General features: G+C 63.0%; 6 protein-coding genes. 4 read left to right on the top strand and 2 right to left on the bottom strand.

The annotated features are described in order from the left end of the window. Positions 1-2: 2 nt before the first annotated feature. Entirely contained in the window at positions 3-1,805 is a 1,803-nt protein-coding gene (locus VC35_RS13135; RefSeq protein ID WP_046040585.1) for an acyclic terpene utilization AtuA family protein, read from the bottom strand. A gap of 178 nt (positions 1,806-1,983) precedes the next feature. Between VC35_RS13135 and VC35_RS13130 the strand changes: the two genes are divergently transcribed. The 3 genes from VC35_RS13130 (at position 1,984) to VC35_RS13120 (ending at position 4,611) form a co-directional block, all read left to right on the top strand. Then, on the top strand, positions 1,984-2,610 hold the full coding sequence (locus VC35_RS13130) for a TetR/AcrR family transcriptional regulator (protein ID WP_046040584.1): 627 nt from the start codon (positions 1,984-1,986) through the stop codon (positions 2,608-2,610). Positions 2,611-2,703: 93 nt separating this feature from the next. Beyond that, complete coding sequence (locus tag VC35_RS13125; RefSeq protein ID WP_046040583.1) at positions 2,704-3,522, top strand: substrate-binding periplasmic protein; 819 nt, start codon at positions 2,704-2,706, stop codon at positions 3,520-3,522. A 75-nt stretch (positions 3,523-3,597) separates the two neighbouring features. Continuing rightward, the gene (locus VC35_RS13120; RefSeq protein WP_046040582.1) at positions 3,598-4,611 is read left to right on the top strand and encodes a GNAT family N-acetyltransferase; all 1,014 of its coding nucleotides are present in this window, start codon (positions 3,598-3,600) and stop codon (positions 4,609-4,611) included. Positions 4,612-4,744: 133 nt separating this feature from the next. Here VC35_RS13120 and VC35_RS13115 read toward each other — a convergent pair whose 3' ends face one another. Then, positions 4,745-5,293 carry an RNA polymerase factor sigma-70 gene (locus tag VC35_RS13115; protein ID WP_046040580.1) on the bottom strand — a complete coding sequence of 183 codons (549 nt, stop codon included), beginning with the start codon at positions 5,291-5,293 and terminating at the stop codon, positions 4,745-4,747. A gap of 373 nt (positions 5,294-5,666) precedes the next feature. Between VC35_RS13115 and VC35_RS13110 the strand changes: the two genes are divergently transcribed. Then, entirely contained in the window at positions 5,667-18,665 is a 12,999-nt protein-coding gene (locus VC35_RS13110) for a non-ribosomal peptide synthetase (protein ID WP_046040578.1), read from the top strand. The last annotated feature ends 116 nt before the right edge of the window (positions 18,666-18,781 follow it).

Genomic DNA, 18,781 nt, shown 5'->3' with positions numbered 1-18,781 from the left:
CTCTAGTTGAACTGGTCGGCGATGCGCTGCGGCACCGGGATCTGGATTTCCAGCAGTTGCTGGGCGAAGGCCTTGCCTTGCGGATCGATGCGCAGGCTGGCGACACCGCCGCCGCCGAGGGCGTTTTCCAGCAGGAAATTCAGGCTGTGGCTGGCGGGCAAGTACCAGCGTTCGACCCGCCCGTGGATTGGATCGAGGACGTGGCCCATCCAGTCGACGATCACTTCCGGGGTCAAGGCTTCTGCAATCCATGGCAGGAAATCGGGTGCGCGGGCCATGACGCCGATGTTGCTGTGGTTGCCCTTGTCGCCCGAGCGGGCGACCGCCAGTTTGACCAGGGCCACGCTGGCGTCGGCCAGGCCAAGCGGTTTCGGTGGCGCGAGCAGGGCTGGCAGGTCCAGCGGGTCGAGCACATCGAGGGCGGGCAGGGCACACGGGTGGCGCTGGCCCATGCAATCAATGTCCAGCGTGCAGGCGGTTTTGTCGATCAGGAACGAGAACAGTCGGATCAGCGGATACACCGTCGGCCGGCCACCGACAATGCCGGTCAGCCCCGGCGCCATGCCGGTGGCGGCCTGGGCGATTTCCCGGGAGAACACGATCAATGCCTGCTTGTCCGGATGGCGCACCGCGAGTTTGATCACCACTTCGCGGCTGTCCTGACGCTGGCCATGGGGACCGTAGGTGGCCTCGCTGCCCAGCAACTCGATACTCACGTCGCTGTACGGTGCCCAGCCGCGCTGGCGGAACATTTCCGAGGTCTTGTTGATGATCGCATCACCGACCCGCCGCGCCTTGTCGACGGCATCGATGCCGGCGATCAGGCAACTGGCGGTGCAGCGAAAACCATCGGGGTACGTGGCGCTGACTTTGTATTGAGCGGTCGGCGGCAGGCCTTTGGCGCCGTGCACCTGCACGGCGTTCTTGCCTTGTTGCAGCAGTTTGACCTGAGTGAAATCGCACACCACGTCGGGCAACAGATACGCGCGGGGGTCACCGATTTCGTACAGCATCTGTTCGCCCACCGTCAGCGGCGTGACCAGCCCACCGGTGCCTTCGGGTTTGCTGACGATGAACTGGCTGTCGGCGCTGACTTCGACGATGGGAAAACCGATGTGTTCGTAGTCGGGTACGTCGCGCCAGTCGGTGAAGTTGCCGCCGGTGCACTGGGCGCCGCATTCGATGATGTGTCCGGCCAATGCCGCCTGGGCGAGCTTGTCGTAGTCGTGCCACGACCAGCCGAATTCATGTACCAGCGCAGCGCTGACCACCGCACTGTCGACCACGCGCCCGGTGATCACGATGTCCGCCCCCAGGCGCAGGGCTTCGACAATGCCGGGTGCGCCGAGGTAGGCGTTGGTCGAGACGCACATCGATGGCAGGGGCGCGCCAGTGAACATTTCACGAATGCCCAGGTTGCCCAGTTGTTTGAATTGCGGTTGCAGATCGTCACCCAGCAGCACGGCGATCTTCAGCGCCACCCCGGCCTTGTCGCAGGCCGCTTGCAGGACGGCGGCACAGGCTTGGGGATTGACCCCGCCGGCATTGCTGATGACCCGGATGTTCTGCTGTGCGAGCTGCGGCAGCAAGGGCGCCAGCACTTCGATGAAGTCACCCGCATAGCCGGCCTTGGGGTCTTTCATCCGTGCGCCAGCCATGATCGACAGGGTGATTTCAGCCAGGTAATCGAAGACCAGATAGTCCAGTTGCCCGTGTTCGACCAGTTGCGCGGCAGCGGTCGAGGTATCGCCCCAGAAGGCGCTGGCACATCCGATGCGAATTGTTTTAGGCGCAGTCCATTCCATAGCCACCTCCAACCGAAGTGCGTCGACATTACCAAGCAAGCGCTTGGTTTGTAAATGACTTGATTATCTTCTGCCCAAGCGCTTGCTTGGCTGCATCCATGCGCTTAAATTGCCCGCGCAACCCCGCTGTTTTCGGGGGGATCGGCGTTATTGATTGAACGACTGTAGGAGAGAACGGGTGGACGAGCAAAAAGCCCTGAGGGTGATGCGCCAATTGGTCGACGACGGCCAATTGACCGACCCGGACAGCGCCCGCGGCAAGCTGCTGCAAGTGGCGGCCCACCTGTTCCGCAACAAAGGCTATGAGCGCACGACTGTGCGCGACCTGGCCGGCGCCGTGGGTATTCAGTCCGGGAGTATTTTCCATCACTTCAAGAGCAAGGACGAAATCCTGCGGGCGGTGATGGAGGAGACCATCCGCTACAACACCGCGTTGATGCGTGCGGCCATCGCCGAGGCTAGCAGTGTGCGCGAGCAGGTGCTGGCGCTGATCCGCTGTGAGTTGCAGTCGATCATGGGCGGTAGCGGCGAGGCCATGGCCGTGCTGGTCTACGAATGGCGCTCGCTGTCCGAGGAGGGTCAGGCCAAGGTCCTGGCGCTGCGGGACATCTACGAAGACATCTGGCTGCAGGTGCTGGGTGAAGCCAAGACCGCCGGGTTTATCCGTGGTGATGTGTTCATCACCCGCCGCTTCCTGACCGGTGCATTGTCCTGGACCACCACCTGGTTTCGTGCCGGCGGCAGCATGAGCCTCGATCAGTTGGCCGATGAGGCGTTGATTCTGGTGCTCGAAGACCGGCAATAAGCTTGTATTGGCCAGCATTAAACTGGCTAACTTGCCGAAACCGCCTAGCTTGAATGCATTGGTACCGTTTTATTGGGGAGTGGGGGCGTTTTGATGGGTTCGCCAATTCGGTCAGCCTCGCGGCTTTTGCTGGCGATGCTTGCGGCGTCGACGATGATGCCGTCCCAGGCAGCGCAACTGGTGCGCATAGGTGCCGCGCACTTTCCGCCCTACACCGTGCGCCCGGAATCCGGGGCCGATACCGGGTTGCTGCCGCAACTGGTCGAGGCCCTGAACGCATCGCAAACTGACTACCAGTTTGTCCTGGTGCCCACTTCCATTCCCCGGCGCTTCGGTGATTTCAAGCAGGGCCGGGTCGACATGGCCATCTTCGAGAATCCCGCCTGGGGTTGGGAAGAGATCCCCCACACGGCCGTCGACATGGGGTTGGAGGACGCCGAAATTTTTGTCGCGCAACGCCTGCCCGATCGACAGCAAAGCTATTTTGCCGACCTGAGCGGCAAGCGCTTGGCACTGTTCAGCGGCTATCACTACGAGTTCGCCAACTTCAATGCCGACCCCCAGTACCTTGCGAAAAACTACAACGCCACGTTGACCTATTCCCATGACAGTAATCTGCTGATGGTATTGCGCGGCCGGGCCGACATCGCCCTGGTCACGCGTTCGTACCTGAGCGACTACTTCCTGCGCAATGAAAAAGTCGCCAGCGAGTTGCTGGCGTCCCAACGCGTCGACCAGGTCTATCACCACTACGCCATTCTGCGTCCGGCCGCGCCCATCACTGGCGAAGCCTTCGGCAAGCTGTTGCAAGGCTTGCGGGACAACGGCCAGATGCTGAGGATTTTCGATCCGTACAAGATTGCGCTGGTGCCGATCCCGCACAAAGCACCGGAACCACAAGTCGCCAATTGATGGTCTCTGGCTAAATTTCCCGCCCTGGCTCACGTCACTTCGTTGAACTGTCGACGACTATCGTGAGCCCGACCCATGCCCAATCTGAATGACCTGACTGCCCTGTGTCTGCCGACAGGCAGTCGTCTTGCCGCTGATGAAACCGATTGCCGCCTGAGCCTCAGCCTGGAAGGGCAGCCGTTGCCGGCCCTGTGGCTCAGTCGTGGCCCAGAGTTGCACGTGCAATTGGAGGAGCGCTTCAGTCGCCCTGAAGGGGCGGCATTGTGGGCGGCCTGTTACTGGTTGTTCGCTCGCGACCCCGACTGCCAGCGTCTGACCTGGCAACTGCAAGACGTGCCGGACGAAGCCGTGTCCAGCGGTCTGCTGATTCCGACTCCCGTCAGTGGCCAGTATCTCTGCGAGCGCACCGTGTTCTGGCAGTTGCCGCAGCCGTGGCTGGGGCATTCCCTGACCGGTAGCTACCCGCAGCAAATGCTCATCACCGACGGCAAGCGTCATCCACGGCGGCCGGTCAAGCCCCGGGGTGAAGTGTATCGACGTTTCGATGCGCGTTTGGGCACCCGGGTTTCTCTTCGCACGTTGGACATCGAGCAAGACCTGGCACATTTCAACCGCTGGCAGAACAGCCCGCGCGTCGCGAGTTTCTGGCAGGAGGAGGGCAGCCTCGAACAGCATCGCCAATACCTGAGCAAACTCGACGCCGACCCGCACACGCTGACGCTGATCGGTTGTTTTGACGACCAGCCGTTCGCTTATTTTGAAGCCTACTGGGCCAGGGAAGATCGCATCGCACCGTTCTACGAGGTCGGGAATTACGACCGTGGCATTCACATGCTGGTGGGCGAAGAAAACCATCGCGGTCCGCACAAGGTGGAGAGCTGGTTATCGGCGCTGGTGCATTACCTGTTTCTCGATGATCCGCGCACCCAGCGCGTGGTTGCCGAGCCGCGTGCCGATAACGCGAAGATGATCGGGTACATGCAGGAGCAGCGCTTTCACTGCGAGAAAGAGTTCGACTTCCCGCACAAGCGCGCGGCCTTGATGGTGTTGGGGCGGGAGCGGTTTTTTGATCGGTGCAGACTGGCCTGATGCTTGAGATTCAAGATTCGTTGTGGTCTTGAGTCAGTCTTCGCGAGCAGGCTCGCTCCTACATTTGCCCTGTGTTCGCAGGACCCTGTGGGAGCGAGCTTGCTCGCGAAGGGCGCGCCGCAGATCTCGGATCTTATTGGCGGGCAGCCATATCCCCACGCTTGCCCGACACCTTGCGGCAATGCACCAGCGCATCACGGATCATGAAGTTCACCAGGGTCGGCGAGACGCCGAGTTCCTTGGCGATGTCCTTTTGCGGTACGCCGTGCAGGCGATACATCTCGAAGGCGTAGCGGGTGCGGCTCGGCAACTCGGTCAAAGCATCGGCAATGTGCTCCAGCGTCGAGAAATTGATGTGCGACGTTTCCGGTGACGCACCCTGGATCACCACATTCAGCCCTTCCTCTTCAGGGCCGGAATACTTCTGCTCCAGCGCCTGCTTGCGGTAGTGGTCGATCGCCAGGTTGCGCACGATCTGGAACAGGTAGCTGAGCTGAGCCTTGATCGAACTGGTGATGGGCGGGGCCGATTGCAACCGGAAGAATGCATCCTGCACAACATCTTCGGCACGTGAGCGGCAACCGGTAATTCGGGCTGCGATCTTCACCAGAATCAGTCGATTGTCGACGAATGCCTGAAGTAGCGGTGTATCGCACCTGCTTGTGGATACTGGTTCCATCATGGAAATCACCCTGCTGCCAAAAGGTTAGTGGGACGGCGAAAAACCGGGGGGCCGTCCTACACATCGAGCGACAAATTAGGCTTAATGATAATGATTGTCAAATGAGAAAAAGAACTAGTGCGCTCTAAAGGTGCGGAGTGAGAACTGCGACACGCTGACTCACTTCAGACCGCTTTGTGTTCCGGCTCGCGACTAATTATTTCCAGACGTCATCCGTTCTCATTGGTGAATGGAACCGGGCAGCAGCCCGGGTCACAACCGCATTGCCAATGCCTTGCGCGGTCGGCGAAGACCGCGTCCTGCGCGCCCTCCACCAGGGTGCGACGTCAGAAAACCGATTCCACATGCAAGCCGAATTCAGGCAGGAAACCTCATGACCGACGCGTTCGAACTCCCCAGCACAATGGTCCAAGCCCTTCAGCGCCGCGCGGCCCTGACGCCGGATCGGGTGGCCCTGCGCTTTCTCGCCGAGACCCCGGACCAGGCGGTGGTGCTCAGCTATCGCGAACTGGATCTGCGGGCGCGGACAATTGCCGGCGCGTTGCAGTCCCAGGCAGAAGTTGGCGACCGCGCCGTGTTGCTGTTCCCCAGCGGCCCGGATTACGTCGCGGCGTTCTTCGGTTGCCTGTACGCCGGGGTGATCGCGGTGCCGGCTTATCCGCCGGAGTCGACGCGCCGTCATCATCAGGAGCGCCTGCTGTCGATCATCAGCGATGCCCAGCCACGCTTGCTGTTGACCAGTGCCGGGCTGCGCGATGGGTTGCAGCAAATCGAAGGGGCGCCGCCGCTGCTGTGTGTCGATACCCTCGACGGTGCACTGGCCGAGCGCTGGCTCGCGGTGGACTTGCAGGCCGATCACATCGCCTTCCTGCAATACACTTCCGGCTCCACCGCGCTGCCCAAAGGCGTGCAAGTCAGCCACGGCAATCTGGTGGCCAACGAATTGCTGATTCGCCACGGTTTCGGCATTGACCTGAACCCCGATGACGTCATCGTCAGCTGGCTGCCGCTGTACCACGACATGGGCCTGATCGGCGGCCTGTTGCAGCCGATTTTCAGTGGCGTGCCTTGCGTGTTGATGTCCCCGGCGTATTTCCTCGGCCGGCCGTTGCGCTGGCTGGAGGCGATCAGCGAATACGGCGGCACCATCAGCGGCGGGCCGGATTTTGCCTATCGCTTGTGCAGTGAGCGAGTCAGCGAGTCGGCCCTGGAGCGGCTCGACCTGAGTGGCTGGCGCGTAGCGTATTCCGGTTCCGAGCCGATTCGCCTCGACACCCTGGAACGCTTCGCCGGGAAGTTCGCAGCCTGCGGCTTCAGCGCGGACAGTTTCATGGCCTCCTACGGTCTGGCCGAAGCCACCTTGTTCGTGGCCGGCACAGCGCGCGGCCAAGGCATCGGCAACCTGCGGGTGGACGATCAGGCCTTGGCGCAGAACCGTGTCGAAGTGGGCGAGGGCAGCCCGCTCATGAGTTGCGGTATCAGCCAACCGGCGCACGCGGTGCTGATCATCGACCCGGTCTCCCTCACCGAACAGGCCGACAACGTCGTCGGTGAAGTCTGGGCCAGCGGGCCGAGTATCGCCTCCGGTTACTGGCGCAACCCCGAGGCGTCCGCCAAGACCTTCGTCCGGCACGCCGGCCAGACCTGGTTGCGCACCGGTGACCTGGGCTTCCTGCGCAGCGGCGAGCTGTTCATCACCGGGCGCCTGAAGGACATGCTGATCGTGCGCGGGCACAACCTGTACCCGCAGGACATCGAGCAGACCGTCGAGCGCGAAGTGGAAGTGGTGCGCAAAGGCCGGGTTGCAGCCTTCGCCTTCACGGTTGATGGACAGGAAGGCATCGGCATCGCCGCCGAAATCAGCCGCAGTGTGCAGAAAATCCTGCCGCCGGAATCCTTGATCAAAGCCATTCGCCAAGCCGTTGCCGAGGCATATCAGCAAGCGCCGAGCGTGGTGGTGCTGCTTAATCCGGGCGCGCTGCCCAAGACGTCCAGCGGCAAATTGCAACGCTCGGCGTGCCGCAGTCGCCTGGCGGACGGCAGTCTCGACAGCTACGCGATGTTCCCGTCGGCCGCCACCGAAAGTGCAGACCGGGTCGAGTCGGGCTCCGAACTGCAAAGCCTGATCGGCCGGATCTGGTGTGAGCAGTTGCAAGTGGCGCAGGTGGGCGCCGACGATCATTTCTTCCTGCTCGGCGGTAACTCCATCGCGGCGACGCAGGTAGTGGCGCACCTGCGGGAAGAACTGGGGCTGGAGTTGAACCTGCGCCTGCTGTTCGAAGCGCCGACCCTCGGCGCATTCGCCGATGTCGTGGCGCGTCTGCAACAGGACGGTGGCCTGGCCCAGGGCGCGATCATGGCGCTGTCGCGCCAGCAACCGATGCCGCAATCCCTGGCACAAAACCGCCTGTGGATCACCTGGCAACTCGATCCGCACAGCAGCGCCTACAACATTCCCGGTGCCTTGCGCCTGCGCGGTGAGCTGGATGAGGACGCCTTGCGCACCAGTTTCCAGCAGTTGATCGAGCGCCACGAATCCCTGCGCACACGTTTTTTCGAGCGCGACGGCGTGGCGCTGCAACAGGTCGTTGCGACGGCCGGGTTCAACCTGCAACTGATCGACATCAGCGACCTGCCGGCTGCCGAGCGTGAGGTTCGGGCGCAGCAGATTCGCGAGGACGAAGCGCGGACCCAGTTCGATCTGGAGAAAGGCCCGTTGATATGGGTGACGCTGGTGCGCCTCGACGACGAAGACCATCAGTTGTTGGTGACGATGCACCACATCATCGCTGACGGCTGGTCGCTGAATGTGTTGATCGATGAGCTCTCCCGGTTGTACGCGGCGGCTGCCCAAGGCCAGCAAGCGCTGCTGGCGCCATTGCCGACGCAGTACGCCGATTACGGCAACTGGCAGCGCCAATGGCTGGCACAAGGGGAGGGCGAACGTCAACTGACCTACTGGAAAGACCGCTTGGGTGATGAGCATCCAACCCTGAGCCTGGCCACCGACCATCCGCGTTCGGCGCAACAACTGCACAGCGCCGCTCGCCATACCCTGCGTCTGAGCGCTCCCCTGAGCGATGCGATTCGTCAGACCGCCCAGGCCCATGAATCGACCGCCTTCATGCTGTTGCTGGCTGCGTTCCAGACCTTGTTGCATCGCTACAGCGGCCAACGAGATATCCGCATCGGCGTGCCCAATGCCAACCGTCCGCGCCTGGAAATCCAGGGCCTGATCGGTTTCTTCATCAATACCCAGGTGCTGCGTGCCGAGGTGGACTCACGCCTGCCATTCGTTGAGCTGCTGGCGCAGACCCGGCAGGCCGCGTTGGGTGCACAAGCGCATCAGGACCTGCCGTTCGAGCAACTGCTGGAAGTCTTCCCGCAGGCCCGCGAGCAGGGCCTGTTCCAGGTCATGTTCAACCATCAGCAACGAGACCTCGGCGCCTTGAAGCGCTTGCCGGGGCTGTTGGCCGAAGAGTTACCCTGGCATAGCCGCGAAGCCAAGTTCGATTTGCAGTTGCACAGCGAAGAGGACCGTAACGGTCGCCTGACCTTGTCCTTCGACTACGCCAGCGAATTGTTCGACGCCGCGACCATCGGGCGTCTGGCCGAGCATTTCAGCAACCTGCTGCGGGCTGTCTGCGAGCAAGCGGACACCGCCATCGGTGACCTGCCTCTGTTGACGGCTGCCGAGCACCGTCAGCAATCGGACTGGGCCACTGCACCCTGCGCAATGGCCAGCCAATGGCTGCCGGAATGGCTCAACGAGCAGGCACGCCAGACCCCGCAACGCACTGCGCTGGTGTGGGACGGCGGCCAGATGGACTTCGCCGAACTGCACACCCGGGCCAACCGTCTGGCCCATTACCTGCGCGACAAAGGCGTCGGTCCGGACGTCTGCGTGGCCATCGCCTGCGAGCGCTCGCCGCAGCTGCTGATCGGCCTGCTGGCGATCATCAAGGCCGGTGGCGCCTACGTGCCGCTGGACCCGGATTACCCGGCCGAACGCCTGGCCTACATGCTCAGCGACAGCGGTGTTGAATTGCTGCTGACGCAAACCCGATTGCTTGAGCGCCTGCCAGCGACTGACGGCGTCAGCGTGATCGCCATGGACACCCTGCACCTGGACAGCTGGCCAAGCCATGCGCCGGGGCTGCACCTGCACGGCGACAACCTTGCCTATGTGATTTACACCTCCGGTTCCACCGGCCAGCCCAAAGGCGTCGGCAACACCCACGCCGCGCTGGCCGAGCGCCTGCAATGGATGCAGGACACCTATCGCCTGAACGAAACCGATGTGCTGATGCAAAAGGCACCGATCAGTTTCGACGTGTCGGTGTGGGAGTGCTTCTGGCCGCTGATCACTGGCGCGCGTTTGCTGATCACCGGTCCCGGCGAACACCGCGATCCGCACCGCATCGCGCAGCTGGTGCAAGCGTACGGCGTGACCACGTTGCACTTCGTGCCGCCGCTGCTTTCGCTGTTCATCGAAGAACCGCTCAGCGCTGAATGCACCAGCCTGCGCCGGGTGTTCTCCGGGGGTGAGGTTTTGCCGGCGGAGCTGCGCAACCGGGTGCTGGCGCAGCTGCCGGCGGTGCAACTGCACAACCGCTACGGCCCGACTGAAACCGCAATCAACGTCACCCACTGGCATTGCTCCAGCGCCGATGGTGAACGCTCGCCGATTGGCCGGCCGCTGGGCAATGTGATCTGCCGTGTACTCGACAGCGATCTCAACCCGGTACCGGCCGGCGTGCCGGGTGAGCTGTGCATCAGCGGCGTTGGCCTGGCCCGTGGTTACCTCGGTCGCTCGGCATTGACCGCCGAACGCTTCGTGGTCGATCCGTTGGGCGAGCCGGGCGCACGCCTGTATCGCACCGGCGACCGGGCGCGCTGGACGGCGGACGGCGTGATCGAATACCTCGGTCGCCTCGATCAGCAGGTCAAGTTGCGCGGGTTCCGCGTTGAACCGGAAGAAACCCAGGCGCGGCTGCTGGCCCAGGACGGCGTTGCGCAAGCCGTGGTGCTGGTGCGCGACACCGTGGCCGGGGCGCAGTTGATCGGTTACTACACCACTACGGAAAATGCCGGGGAGGAAGCCGAGCAAACCGCGCGCCTGAAAAGCGCATTGGCCGCCGAACTGCCGGAATACATGGTGCCGGCGCAACTGATGCGCCTGGATGAAATGCCCCTCAGCCCGAGTGGCAAACTCGACCGCCGCGCCTTGCCGGAACCGCAGTGGCAGGTTCGCGAACGCGTCGAGCCAGTGACTGAACTGGAACAACGCATCGCCGGCATCTGGCGCGAAGTGCTGGGTTTGGCGCAAGTCGGTTTGCGCGATGATTTCTTTGCCCTCGGAGGCCACTCGCTGCTGGCCACGCAAATCATTTCCCGCACCCGCCAGGCCTGCGACGTCGAGTTGCCGCTGCGGGCGCTGTTCGAACACAGCGAACTCGGTGCCTTTGCCGAACAGGTTCGCCTGATCCAGGCCAGCGGCAGTACCAACAAGCAGCCGCCGATTGAAAAAATCGACCGCAGCCAGCCAGTGCCGCTGTCCTATTCCCAGCAGCGCATGTGGTTCCTCTGGCAGATGGAGCCCGACAGCCCGGCCTACAACGTCGGCGGCATGGCGCGGCTGCGCGGCGTGCTCGACGTGGCGCGTTTCGAGGCGGCGCTGCAAGCCCTGATCCTGCGTCATGAAACCCTGCGCACCACGTTCCCGAGCATCGACGGCGTCGCCCGCCAGCAAGTACACGCACAAAGCGGCGTGCGCATGGCGTGGAAGGATTTCACCGCGCTGGAGGCTGAAGTCCGCGAGTGGCAGGTCCAGCAACTGGCCGACGACGAAGCGCACCAGCCGTTCGATCTGGAAACCGGATCGCTGCTGCGCGCCTGCCTGGTCAAGACCGCCGAACAGGAACACTACTTCGTTCTGACCCTGCACCACATCGTCACCGAAGGCTGGGCGATGGACATTTTTGCCCGGGAGCTCAGCGCGCTGTACGAAGCGTTCGTCGATGATCGTGAATCACCGCTGGCGCCATTGCCGGTGCAGTACCTGGATTACAGCGTGTGGCAGCGTCAGTGGCTGGAGTCCGGCGAGCGTCAGCGCCAGCTCGATTACTGGACCGCGCAACTGGGCCGTGAACATCCACTGCTGGAGCTGCCGGCCGACCGACCGCGTCCGCCGGTGCAAAGCCATCAGGGTGAGTTGTATCGCTTTGACCTCAGTGATGAGCTCGCGGCAAATGTTCGCGCCTTCAACGCGAAAAACGGCCTGACCCTGTTCATGACCATGACCGCCGCCCTGGCCACGCTGCTGTACCGCTACAGCGGTCAGACCGATCTGCGCATCGGCGCGCCGGTGGCCAACCGCATTCGTCCGGAAAGCGAGGGGCTGATCGGTGCATTCCTCAACACCCAAGTGCTGCGCTGCCGGCTCGACGGGCAGATGTCCGTGGGCGAGTTGTTCGAGCAGGTGCGCCACACGGTGATCGAAGGCCAGTCCCATCAGGACCTGCCATTCGATCATCTGGTGGAAGCCTTGCAACCACCCCGCAGCGCAGCCTACAACCCGTTGTTCCAGGTAATGTGCAACGTGCAGCGCTGGGAATTCCAGCAAAGTCGCAGCCTGGCCGGCATGACGGTCGAGTACCTGGCCAACGATGCCCGCGCGACCAAGTTCGACCTCAACCTGGAAGTCACCGACCTCGACCATCGCCTGGGTTGCTGCCTGACCTACAGCACCGATCTGTTCGACGAACCGCGCATTGCGCGCATGGCCGGGCATTGGCGCAACCTGCTGGAGGCGCTGATTGCCGATCCGCAGCAGCGCTTGAGCGAAATGCCGCTGCTGGCGTGCGGTGAACAACAACACCTGCTCGACAGCCTCGGCGTCGAGCCGGGCGAGCATCGACTGGATCAATGCATCCATCACCTGTTCGCCGAGCAAGCCTTGCTGCGCCAAGACGCTCCGGCCCTGACCTTTGCCGGGCAGACTTTGAGCTACGCCGAACTCGACAGCCGCGCCAACCGCCTGGCGTGGATGCTGCGTGACCGCGGTGTCGGTCCGCAGGTGCGCGTGGGCCTGGCGCTGGAGCGCTCGCTGGAGATGGTCGTCGGCCTGCTGGCGATCCTCAAGGCCGGCGGCGCCTATGTGCCGCTGGATCCGGAATACCCGCTGGACCGCCTGCATTACATGATCGAAGACAGCGGTATCGGTTTGCTGCTCAGTGATGCGGCGATGTTCAAGGCGTTGGGCGAGTTGCCGGCGACCGTCGGCCGCTGGTGCCTTGAAGAAGATGCCGCTGCACTGGCCAGCTACCCGGACACCGAGCTGCCGTTGATCAGCCTGCCGCAGCATCAGGCCTACCTGATCTACACCTCGGGCTCGACCGGCAAACCGAAAGGCGTGGTGGTGACCCACGGCGAAATCGCCATGCACTGCCGCGCGGTGATCGAGCGTTTCGCCATGCGCGCCGACGACTGCGAACTGCACTTCTATTCGATCAACTTCGACGCCGCCACCGAGCGCTTGCTGGTGCCGTTGCTCAGCGGTGCGCAAGTGGTGCTGCGGGCTCAAGGGCAGTGGGACGCGGAAGAAATCTGTGGCCTGATCCGTCGTCATCACATCAACATCCTCGGCTTCACCCCGAGTTACGGCAGCCAGTTGGCGCAATGGCTGGCTACGCAAAATGAAACCCTGCCTGTGCGCATGATCATCACCGGCGGCGAAGCGCTGACTGGTGAACATCTGGCGCGCATTCGCGCAGCCTTCCAGCCGAGCCAGTTCTTCAACGCCTACGGCCCGACCGAAACCGTGGTCATGCCGCTGGCCAGTCTTGCCCCTGAAGTACTGGAAGAGGGCGCCGGCAGCGTACCGATCGGCAGCGTGATCGGCGACCGCGTGGCCTACATTCTCGACGCCGACCTGGCGTTGGTGCCGCAAGGCGCGACGGGTGAGTTGTACGTCGGTGGCGCGGGCCTGGCGCAGGGTTATCACCAGCGTCCGGGCATGACCGCGGAGCGCTTTGTCGCCGATCCGTTTGCCGCCAGCGGCGGGCGTATCTACCGCACCGGCGATCTGGTGCGCCAGCGCGCTGACGGCCTGGTGGAATACCTCGGACGCATTGACCATCAAGTGAAGATCCGTGGTTTCCGCATCGAGCTCGGCGAGATCGAAACCCGTCTGCTGGAGTACGAATCGATCCGTGAAGCAGTGGTGCTGGCCCTCGATGCCCCGAGCGGCAAGCAACTGGTCGGCTATCTGGTGACTGACGTCGCTGAACAGAATGAAGCGCAGCAATCGGTCTTGCGCGAAGCCCTCAAGGCGCATCTGAAATCGCAACTGCCAGACTACATGGTGCCCACGCACCTGATCCTGCTGGCCAGCATGCCGCTGACCGCCAACGGCAAGCTCGACCGCCGCGCGCTGCCGGCACCGGATCCGGAGCTGAATCGCCAACACTACGTGGCGCCCGGCAACGAGCTTGAAGTCACCCTCGCGCAGATCTGGTGCGAAGTGCTGAACGTCGGACAGGTCGGCCTCAACGATAACTTCTTTGAGCTGGGCGGCGACTCGATACTGTCGATCCAGGTGGTCAGCCGGGCGCGGCAGCAGGGCATCCACTTCAGCCCTCGCGACCTGTTCCAGCACCAGACCGTGCAGACCCTCGCCGCCGTGGCCAGCCGCAGCGAGCAGGTCAGCGCCGAGCAGGGTTTGATCATGGGCGAGTCGAATCTGACGCCGATCCAGCACTGGTTCTTCGACACCGACATCCCGCAACGCCAGCACTGGAACCAGGCGTTGTTGCTGCAACCGACTGTCGCCCTCGAACCCCATCGCCTGGAGCAAGCGCTGTTGGCGGTGATCGAACAGCACGACGCCTTGCGCCTGCGTTTCAGCAAGGTCGCCGGCCAATGGCAGGCCACACACCAGGGGATTTCCGACGCGCCGGTGTTGTGGCAGGTACGCGTTTCGTCCATGGACAAATGCGCGGCCTTGTTCGCCGATGCCCAGCGCAGCCTTGACCTGGAAGACGGGCCGTTGCTGCGCGTGCTGCTGGTCGATGGTCCCGAAGGTCAGCAACGGCTGTTCATCGCGATTCATCATTTGCTGGTCGATGGCGTTTCATGGCGCGTGCTGCTGGACGATCTGCAAACCGTGTATCGCCAACTGGATGCGCAGCAGTCGGTGAAACTGCCGGCGAAAACCAGCGCCTTCAAGGACTGGGCCGCACGCTTGCAAGCCTACGCCGGCAGCGAGTCCCTGCGCGAAGAACTGGGCTGGTGGCAGGCGCAACTGGCCGGCCCCACTGCCGATTTGCCCTGCGATCATCCCGAGGGCGGGCGGCAGAACCGGCATGGGCAAACCGTCAGCGTGCGTCTCGACAGCGAGCGCACGCGACAGTTGCTGCAACAGGCACCGAGTGCCTATCGCACCCAGGTCAACGACTTGCTGCTGACTGCATTGGCCCGCGTGCTGTGCCGCTGGAGCGGTCAGCCATCGGCGCTGATTCAACTGGAAGGCCACGGCCGCGAAGCGCTGTTCGACGACATCGACCTGACCCGCACCGTCGGCTGGTTCACCAGCGCCTATCCGCTGCGCCTGACCCCGTCGAACATCGAAGAAGCCGCGGGGCAGGGTGCGTCGATCAAGGCGATCAAGGAGCAACTGCGTGCCGTGCCGCACAAAGGCCTGGGTTATGGCGTGCTGCGCCACCTCGCCGATGACCAGAGTCGTCAGCGCATGGCCAGGTTGCCGGTGGCGCCGATTACCTTCAACTACCTCGGCCAGTTCGACCAGAGCTTCGGGGTGGACGCACTGTTCCATCCACTGGATGAAGCCATCGGCGCGGCCCACGATGGCAATGCCCCGTTGCCCAACGAGTTGAGCGTCGACGGTCAGGTGTATGGCGGTGAACTGGTACTGCGCTGGACTTTCAGCGCCGAACGCTTCGATGGGCAAACCATCAACGAGCTGGCCGATGCCTACCTCGGTGAGTTGAACAGCCTGATCGAGCATTGCCTGCGCGACGACGCGGGCGGCCTGACGCCGTCGGACTTCCCGCTGGCGAATCTCAGCCAGACGCAACTGGATGCGCTGCCGGTCCCGGCCGCCGTCATCGAAGATGTCTACCCGCTGACCCCGATGCAGGAAGGCATGCTGCTGCACACCTTGCTGGAGCCGGGCACCGGCCTGTACTACATGCAGGACCGCTACCGTATCAACAGCGATCTCGACCCGCAGCGTTTCGCCCAGGCCTGGCAAGCAGTGATCGCCCGCCACGAAGCCTTGCGTGCGTCGTTCTGCTGGAACGTGGGCGAAGACATGCTGCAAGTGATCCACAAACCGGGCAGCACGCCGATCGAATACCTCGACTGGCGCGATCTCGCCGAAGCCGAGCAAGAGCCGAAGCTGCAAGTCTTGCTCAAGACCGAACGCGAGGCAGGGTTCGACCTGCTCAACCAGGCGCCTTTCCACTTGCGTTTGATCCGGGTGGGCGAGGTGCGCTACTGGTTCATGATGAGCAACCACCACATCCTCATCGATGCCTGGTGCCGTTCGCTGCTGATGAATGATTTCTTCGAGATCTACAGCGCCCTCGGCGAAGGCCGGGAAGCGAAACTGGCGGTACCGCCGCGTTATCGCGACTACATCGGCTGGCTGCAGCACCAGAGCCTGGCCGAAGCGCGACAGTGGTGGAAAACCAACTTGCAGGGTTTCGAACGGACCACGCCGATCCCGAGCGACCGGCCATTGCTGCGCGAACATGCCGGCGACAGCGGCGGCATGTTAGTCGGTGACCGCTATACAAGGCTCGATGCCCGTGACGGCGCGCGATTGCGCGAACTGGCCCAGGCCCATCAGTTGACCATCAATACCTTCGCCCAGGCGGCATGGGCGCTGGTGCTGCGGCGCTTGAGCGGTGATCGCGACGTGCTGTTCGGCGTCACCGTGGCTGGGCGTCCGGTGGAGATGCCGCAGATGCAGCGCACCGTCGGCCTGTTCATCAACAGCATCGCGCTGCGGGTGAAGATGCCCGAGGACGGCCAGCGTTGCAGCGTGCGCCAGTGGCTCAGCGGTCTGCTCGACCACAACATGCAATTGCGTGAATACGAATACCTGCCACTGGTGAACATTCAGGAGCAAAGCGAACTGCCCAAAGGCCAGCCGCTGTTCGACAGCCTGTTCGTGTTCGAAAACGCCCCGGTGGAGGTCTCGGTGCTGGACCGTGCGCAGAGCCTCAACGCGACCTCGGACTCGGGCCGGACCCATACAAACTTCCCGCTGACGGCAGTGTGCTATCCGGGAGATGACCTGGGCTTGCACCTGTCCTACGACCAGCGCTACTTCGATGAGGCTACGGTCGAGCGCATGCTCGGTGAGTTCAAGCGTCTGCTGCTGGCGTTGGTGGAGGGTTTCCATGGCGACATGGCCGACCTGCCGTTGCTGGGGGGCGAGGAGCAGGACTTCCTCATCCATGGCTGTAACCAGAGCGAACAGGATTACCCGCTGGAGCAGAGCTACGTTGCATTGTTTGAAACGCAAGTCGCCCGGCACCCGCAGCGGATTGCCGCCAGTTGTCTGGACCGGCAGTACAGCTATCTGGAGCTGAACCAGCGCAGTAACCGCCTCGGTCATGCGTTGATCGCCGCCGGTGTCGGGCGCGATCAACCGGTAGCCTTGCTGGCAGAACGCAGCCTCGATTTGCTGGGCATGATCATCGGCAGCTTCAAGGCCGGTGCGGGTTACCTGCCTCTGGACCCAGGGTTGCCGAGTCAGCGTCTGAGCCGGATCATCGATCTGAGCCGCACGCCATTGCTGGTGTGCACGCAAGCGTGTCGTGAGCAGGCGCAGGCCTTGCTCGAGGAGTTCGGCTGCGCCAGCCGGCCGCGTCTGCTGGTCTGGGAGGAAGTCCAGGCCCTTGCGCTGTCGGCGGACAATCCTGGTGTCTACAGCGGCCCGGACAACCTCGCCTACGTGATCTACACCTCCGGCTCCACCGGTTTGCCCAAAGGCGTGATGGTCGAACAGCGTGGCATGCTCAACAACCAGCTGAGCAAGGTGCCGTACCTGAACCTGAGCGACGCCGACGTGATCGCCCAAACCGCGTCGCAAAGCTTCGATATTTCGGTCTGGCAGTTCCTCGCCGCGCCCTTGTTCGGCGCCCGGGTGGACATCGTGCCTAACACCATCGCCCACAATCCCCAGGGTTTACTCGCCCATGTGCAAAGCCAGGGCATCAGCGTGCTGGAAAGCGTGCCGTCGCTGATCCAGGGCATGCTTGCCCAGGAACGCATGAACCTCGACGGCCTGCGCTGGATGCTGCCGACGGGGGAGGCGATGCCGCCGGAACTGGCGCATCAATGGTTGCTGCGCTATCCGCAGGTCGGCCTGGTGAATGCCTATGGCCCGGCCGAATGCTCGGATGACGTGGCGTTCTTCCGCGTTGATATAGCTTCGACTCGCGGCAGCTACCTGCCGATCGGCACGCCGACCGACAACAACAAGTTGTACCTGCTCGACGGAGCGCTGGAACTGGTGCCGCTGGGCGCGGTGGGTGAGCTGTGCGTGGCGGGGACCGGGGTCGGTCGCGGCTATGTCAGCGATCCGCTGCGCACCGCCCCGGTGTTTGTGCCGAACCCGTTCGGCGCAGCGGGTGAGCGCCTGTATCGCACCGGCGACCTGGCCCGTCGTCGCAGTGACGGTGTGCTGGAATACGTCGGCCGGGTCGACCATCAGGTGAAGATTCGCGGTTATCGCATCGAGTTGGGCGAAATCGAGGCTCGCCTGCATGAACAACCGCAAGTCCTCGATGCGGCGGTGGGCGTGCAGGAAGGCGTTAACGGCAAGCACCTCGTTGGTTATCTGGTCGCGACGGATTCGCAACTCAATCCAGCTGATCGTCTTGAGCGCATCAAGCAGCGCCTGCGTGCCGAGTTACCGGAATACATGGTGCCGCTGCATTGGCTATGGCTGGACAAGCTGCCGCTCAACGCCAACGGCAAACTGGACCGCAAGGCCCTGCCGGCGCTGGAGATCGGCCAACTGCAAAGCCAGGATTACCAGGCGCCGCGCAATGACCTGGAGCAGACCCTCGCAGACATCTGGGCTGAGGTATTGAAGGTCGAGAAAGTGGGCGTACGCGACAACTTCTTCGAGTTGGGCGGGCATTCGCTGCTGGCCACGCAGATCGCCTCGCGGGTGCAGAAAACCCTGCAACGGGAGGTACCGCTACGAGCGATGTTCGAGTGCAGCACGGTGGAAGAACTGGCCGGGTACATCGACGGGTTGGCGGCCAGCGAGCTCACCGAGGAGAAGGTGGATCGCTTGAATGACCTGATGGCGGAGCTGGAGGGGTTTTGATTCCCTGGCGTCAGTAATGGCCCCATCGCGAGCAAGCTCGGTCCCACAGTAGTTTGTGGCGAACACATCATCTGTGATCAGCATAAATCCCTGTAGGAGCGGCGGTGCGGCGATCC

Origin of the sequence: Pseudomonas fluorescens (genome assembly GCF_000967965.1) — a bacterium.
In the GTDB taxonomy this organism is placed as follows: domain Bacteria; phylum Pseudomonadota; class Gammaproteobacteria; order Pseudomonadales; family Pseudomonadaceae; genus Aquipseudomonas; species Aquipseudomonas grandcourensis.
This window is presented reverse-complemented; position numbering and strand designations above follow the sequence as displayed.

Bases quoted from the DNA above. Each gene is read 5' to 3' on its own strand.
- VC35_RS13135 (WP_046040585.1), bottom strand. From the start codon at position 1,805: ATGGAATGGACTGCGCCTAAAACAATTCGCATCGGATGTGCCAGCGCC.
- VC35_RS13125 (WP_046040583.1), top strand. From the start codon at position 2,704: ATGGGTTCGCCAATTCGGTCAGCCTCGCGGCTTTTGCTGGCGATGCTT.
- VC35_RS13120 (WP_046040582.1), top strand. From the start codon at position 3,598: ATGCCCAATCTGAATGACCTGACTGCCCTGTGTCTGCCGACAGGCAGT.
- VC35_RS13115 (WP_046040580.1), bottom strand. From the start codon at position 5,293: ATGATGGAACCAGTATCCACAAGCAGGTGCGATACACCGCTACTTCAG.
- VC35_RS13110 (WP_046040578.1), top strand. From the start codon at position 5,667: ATGACCGACGCGTTCGAACTCCCCAGCACAATGGTCCAAGCCCTTCAG.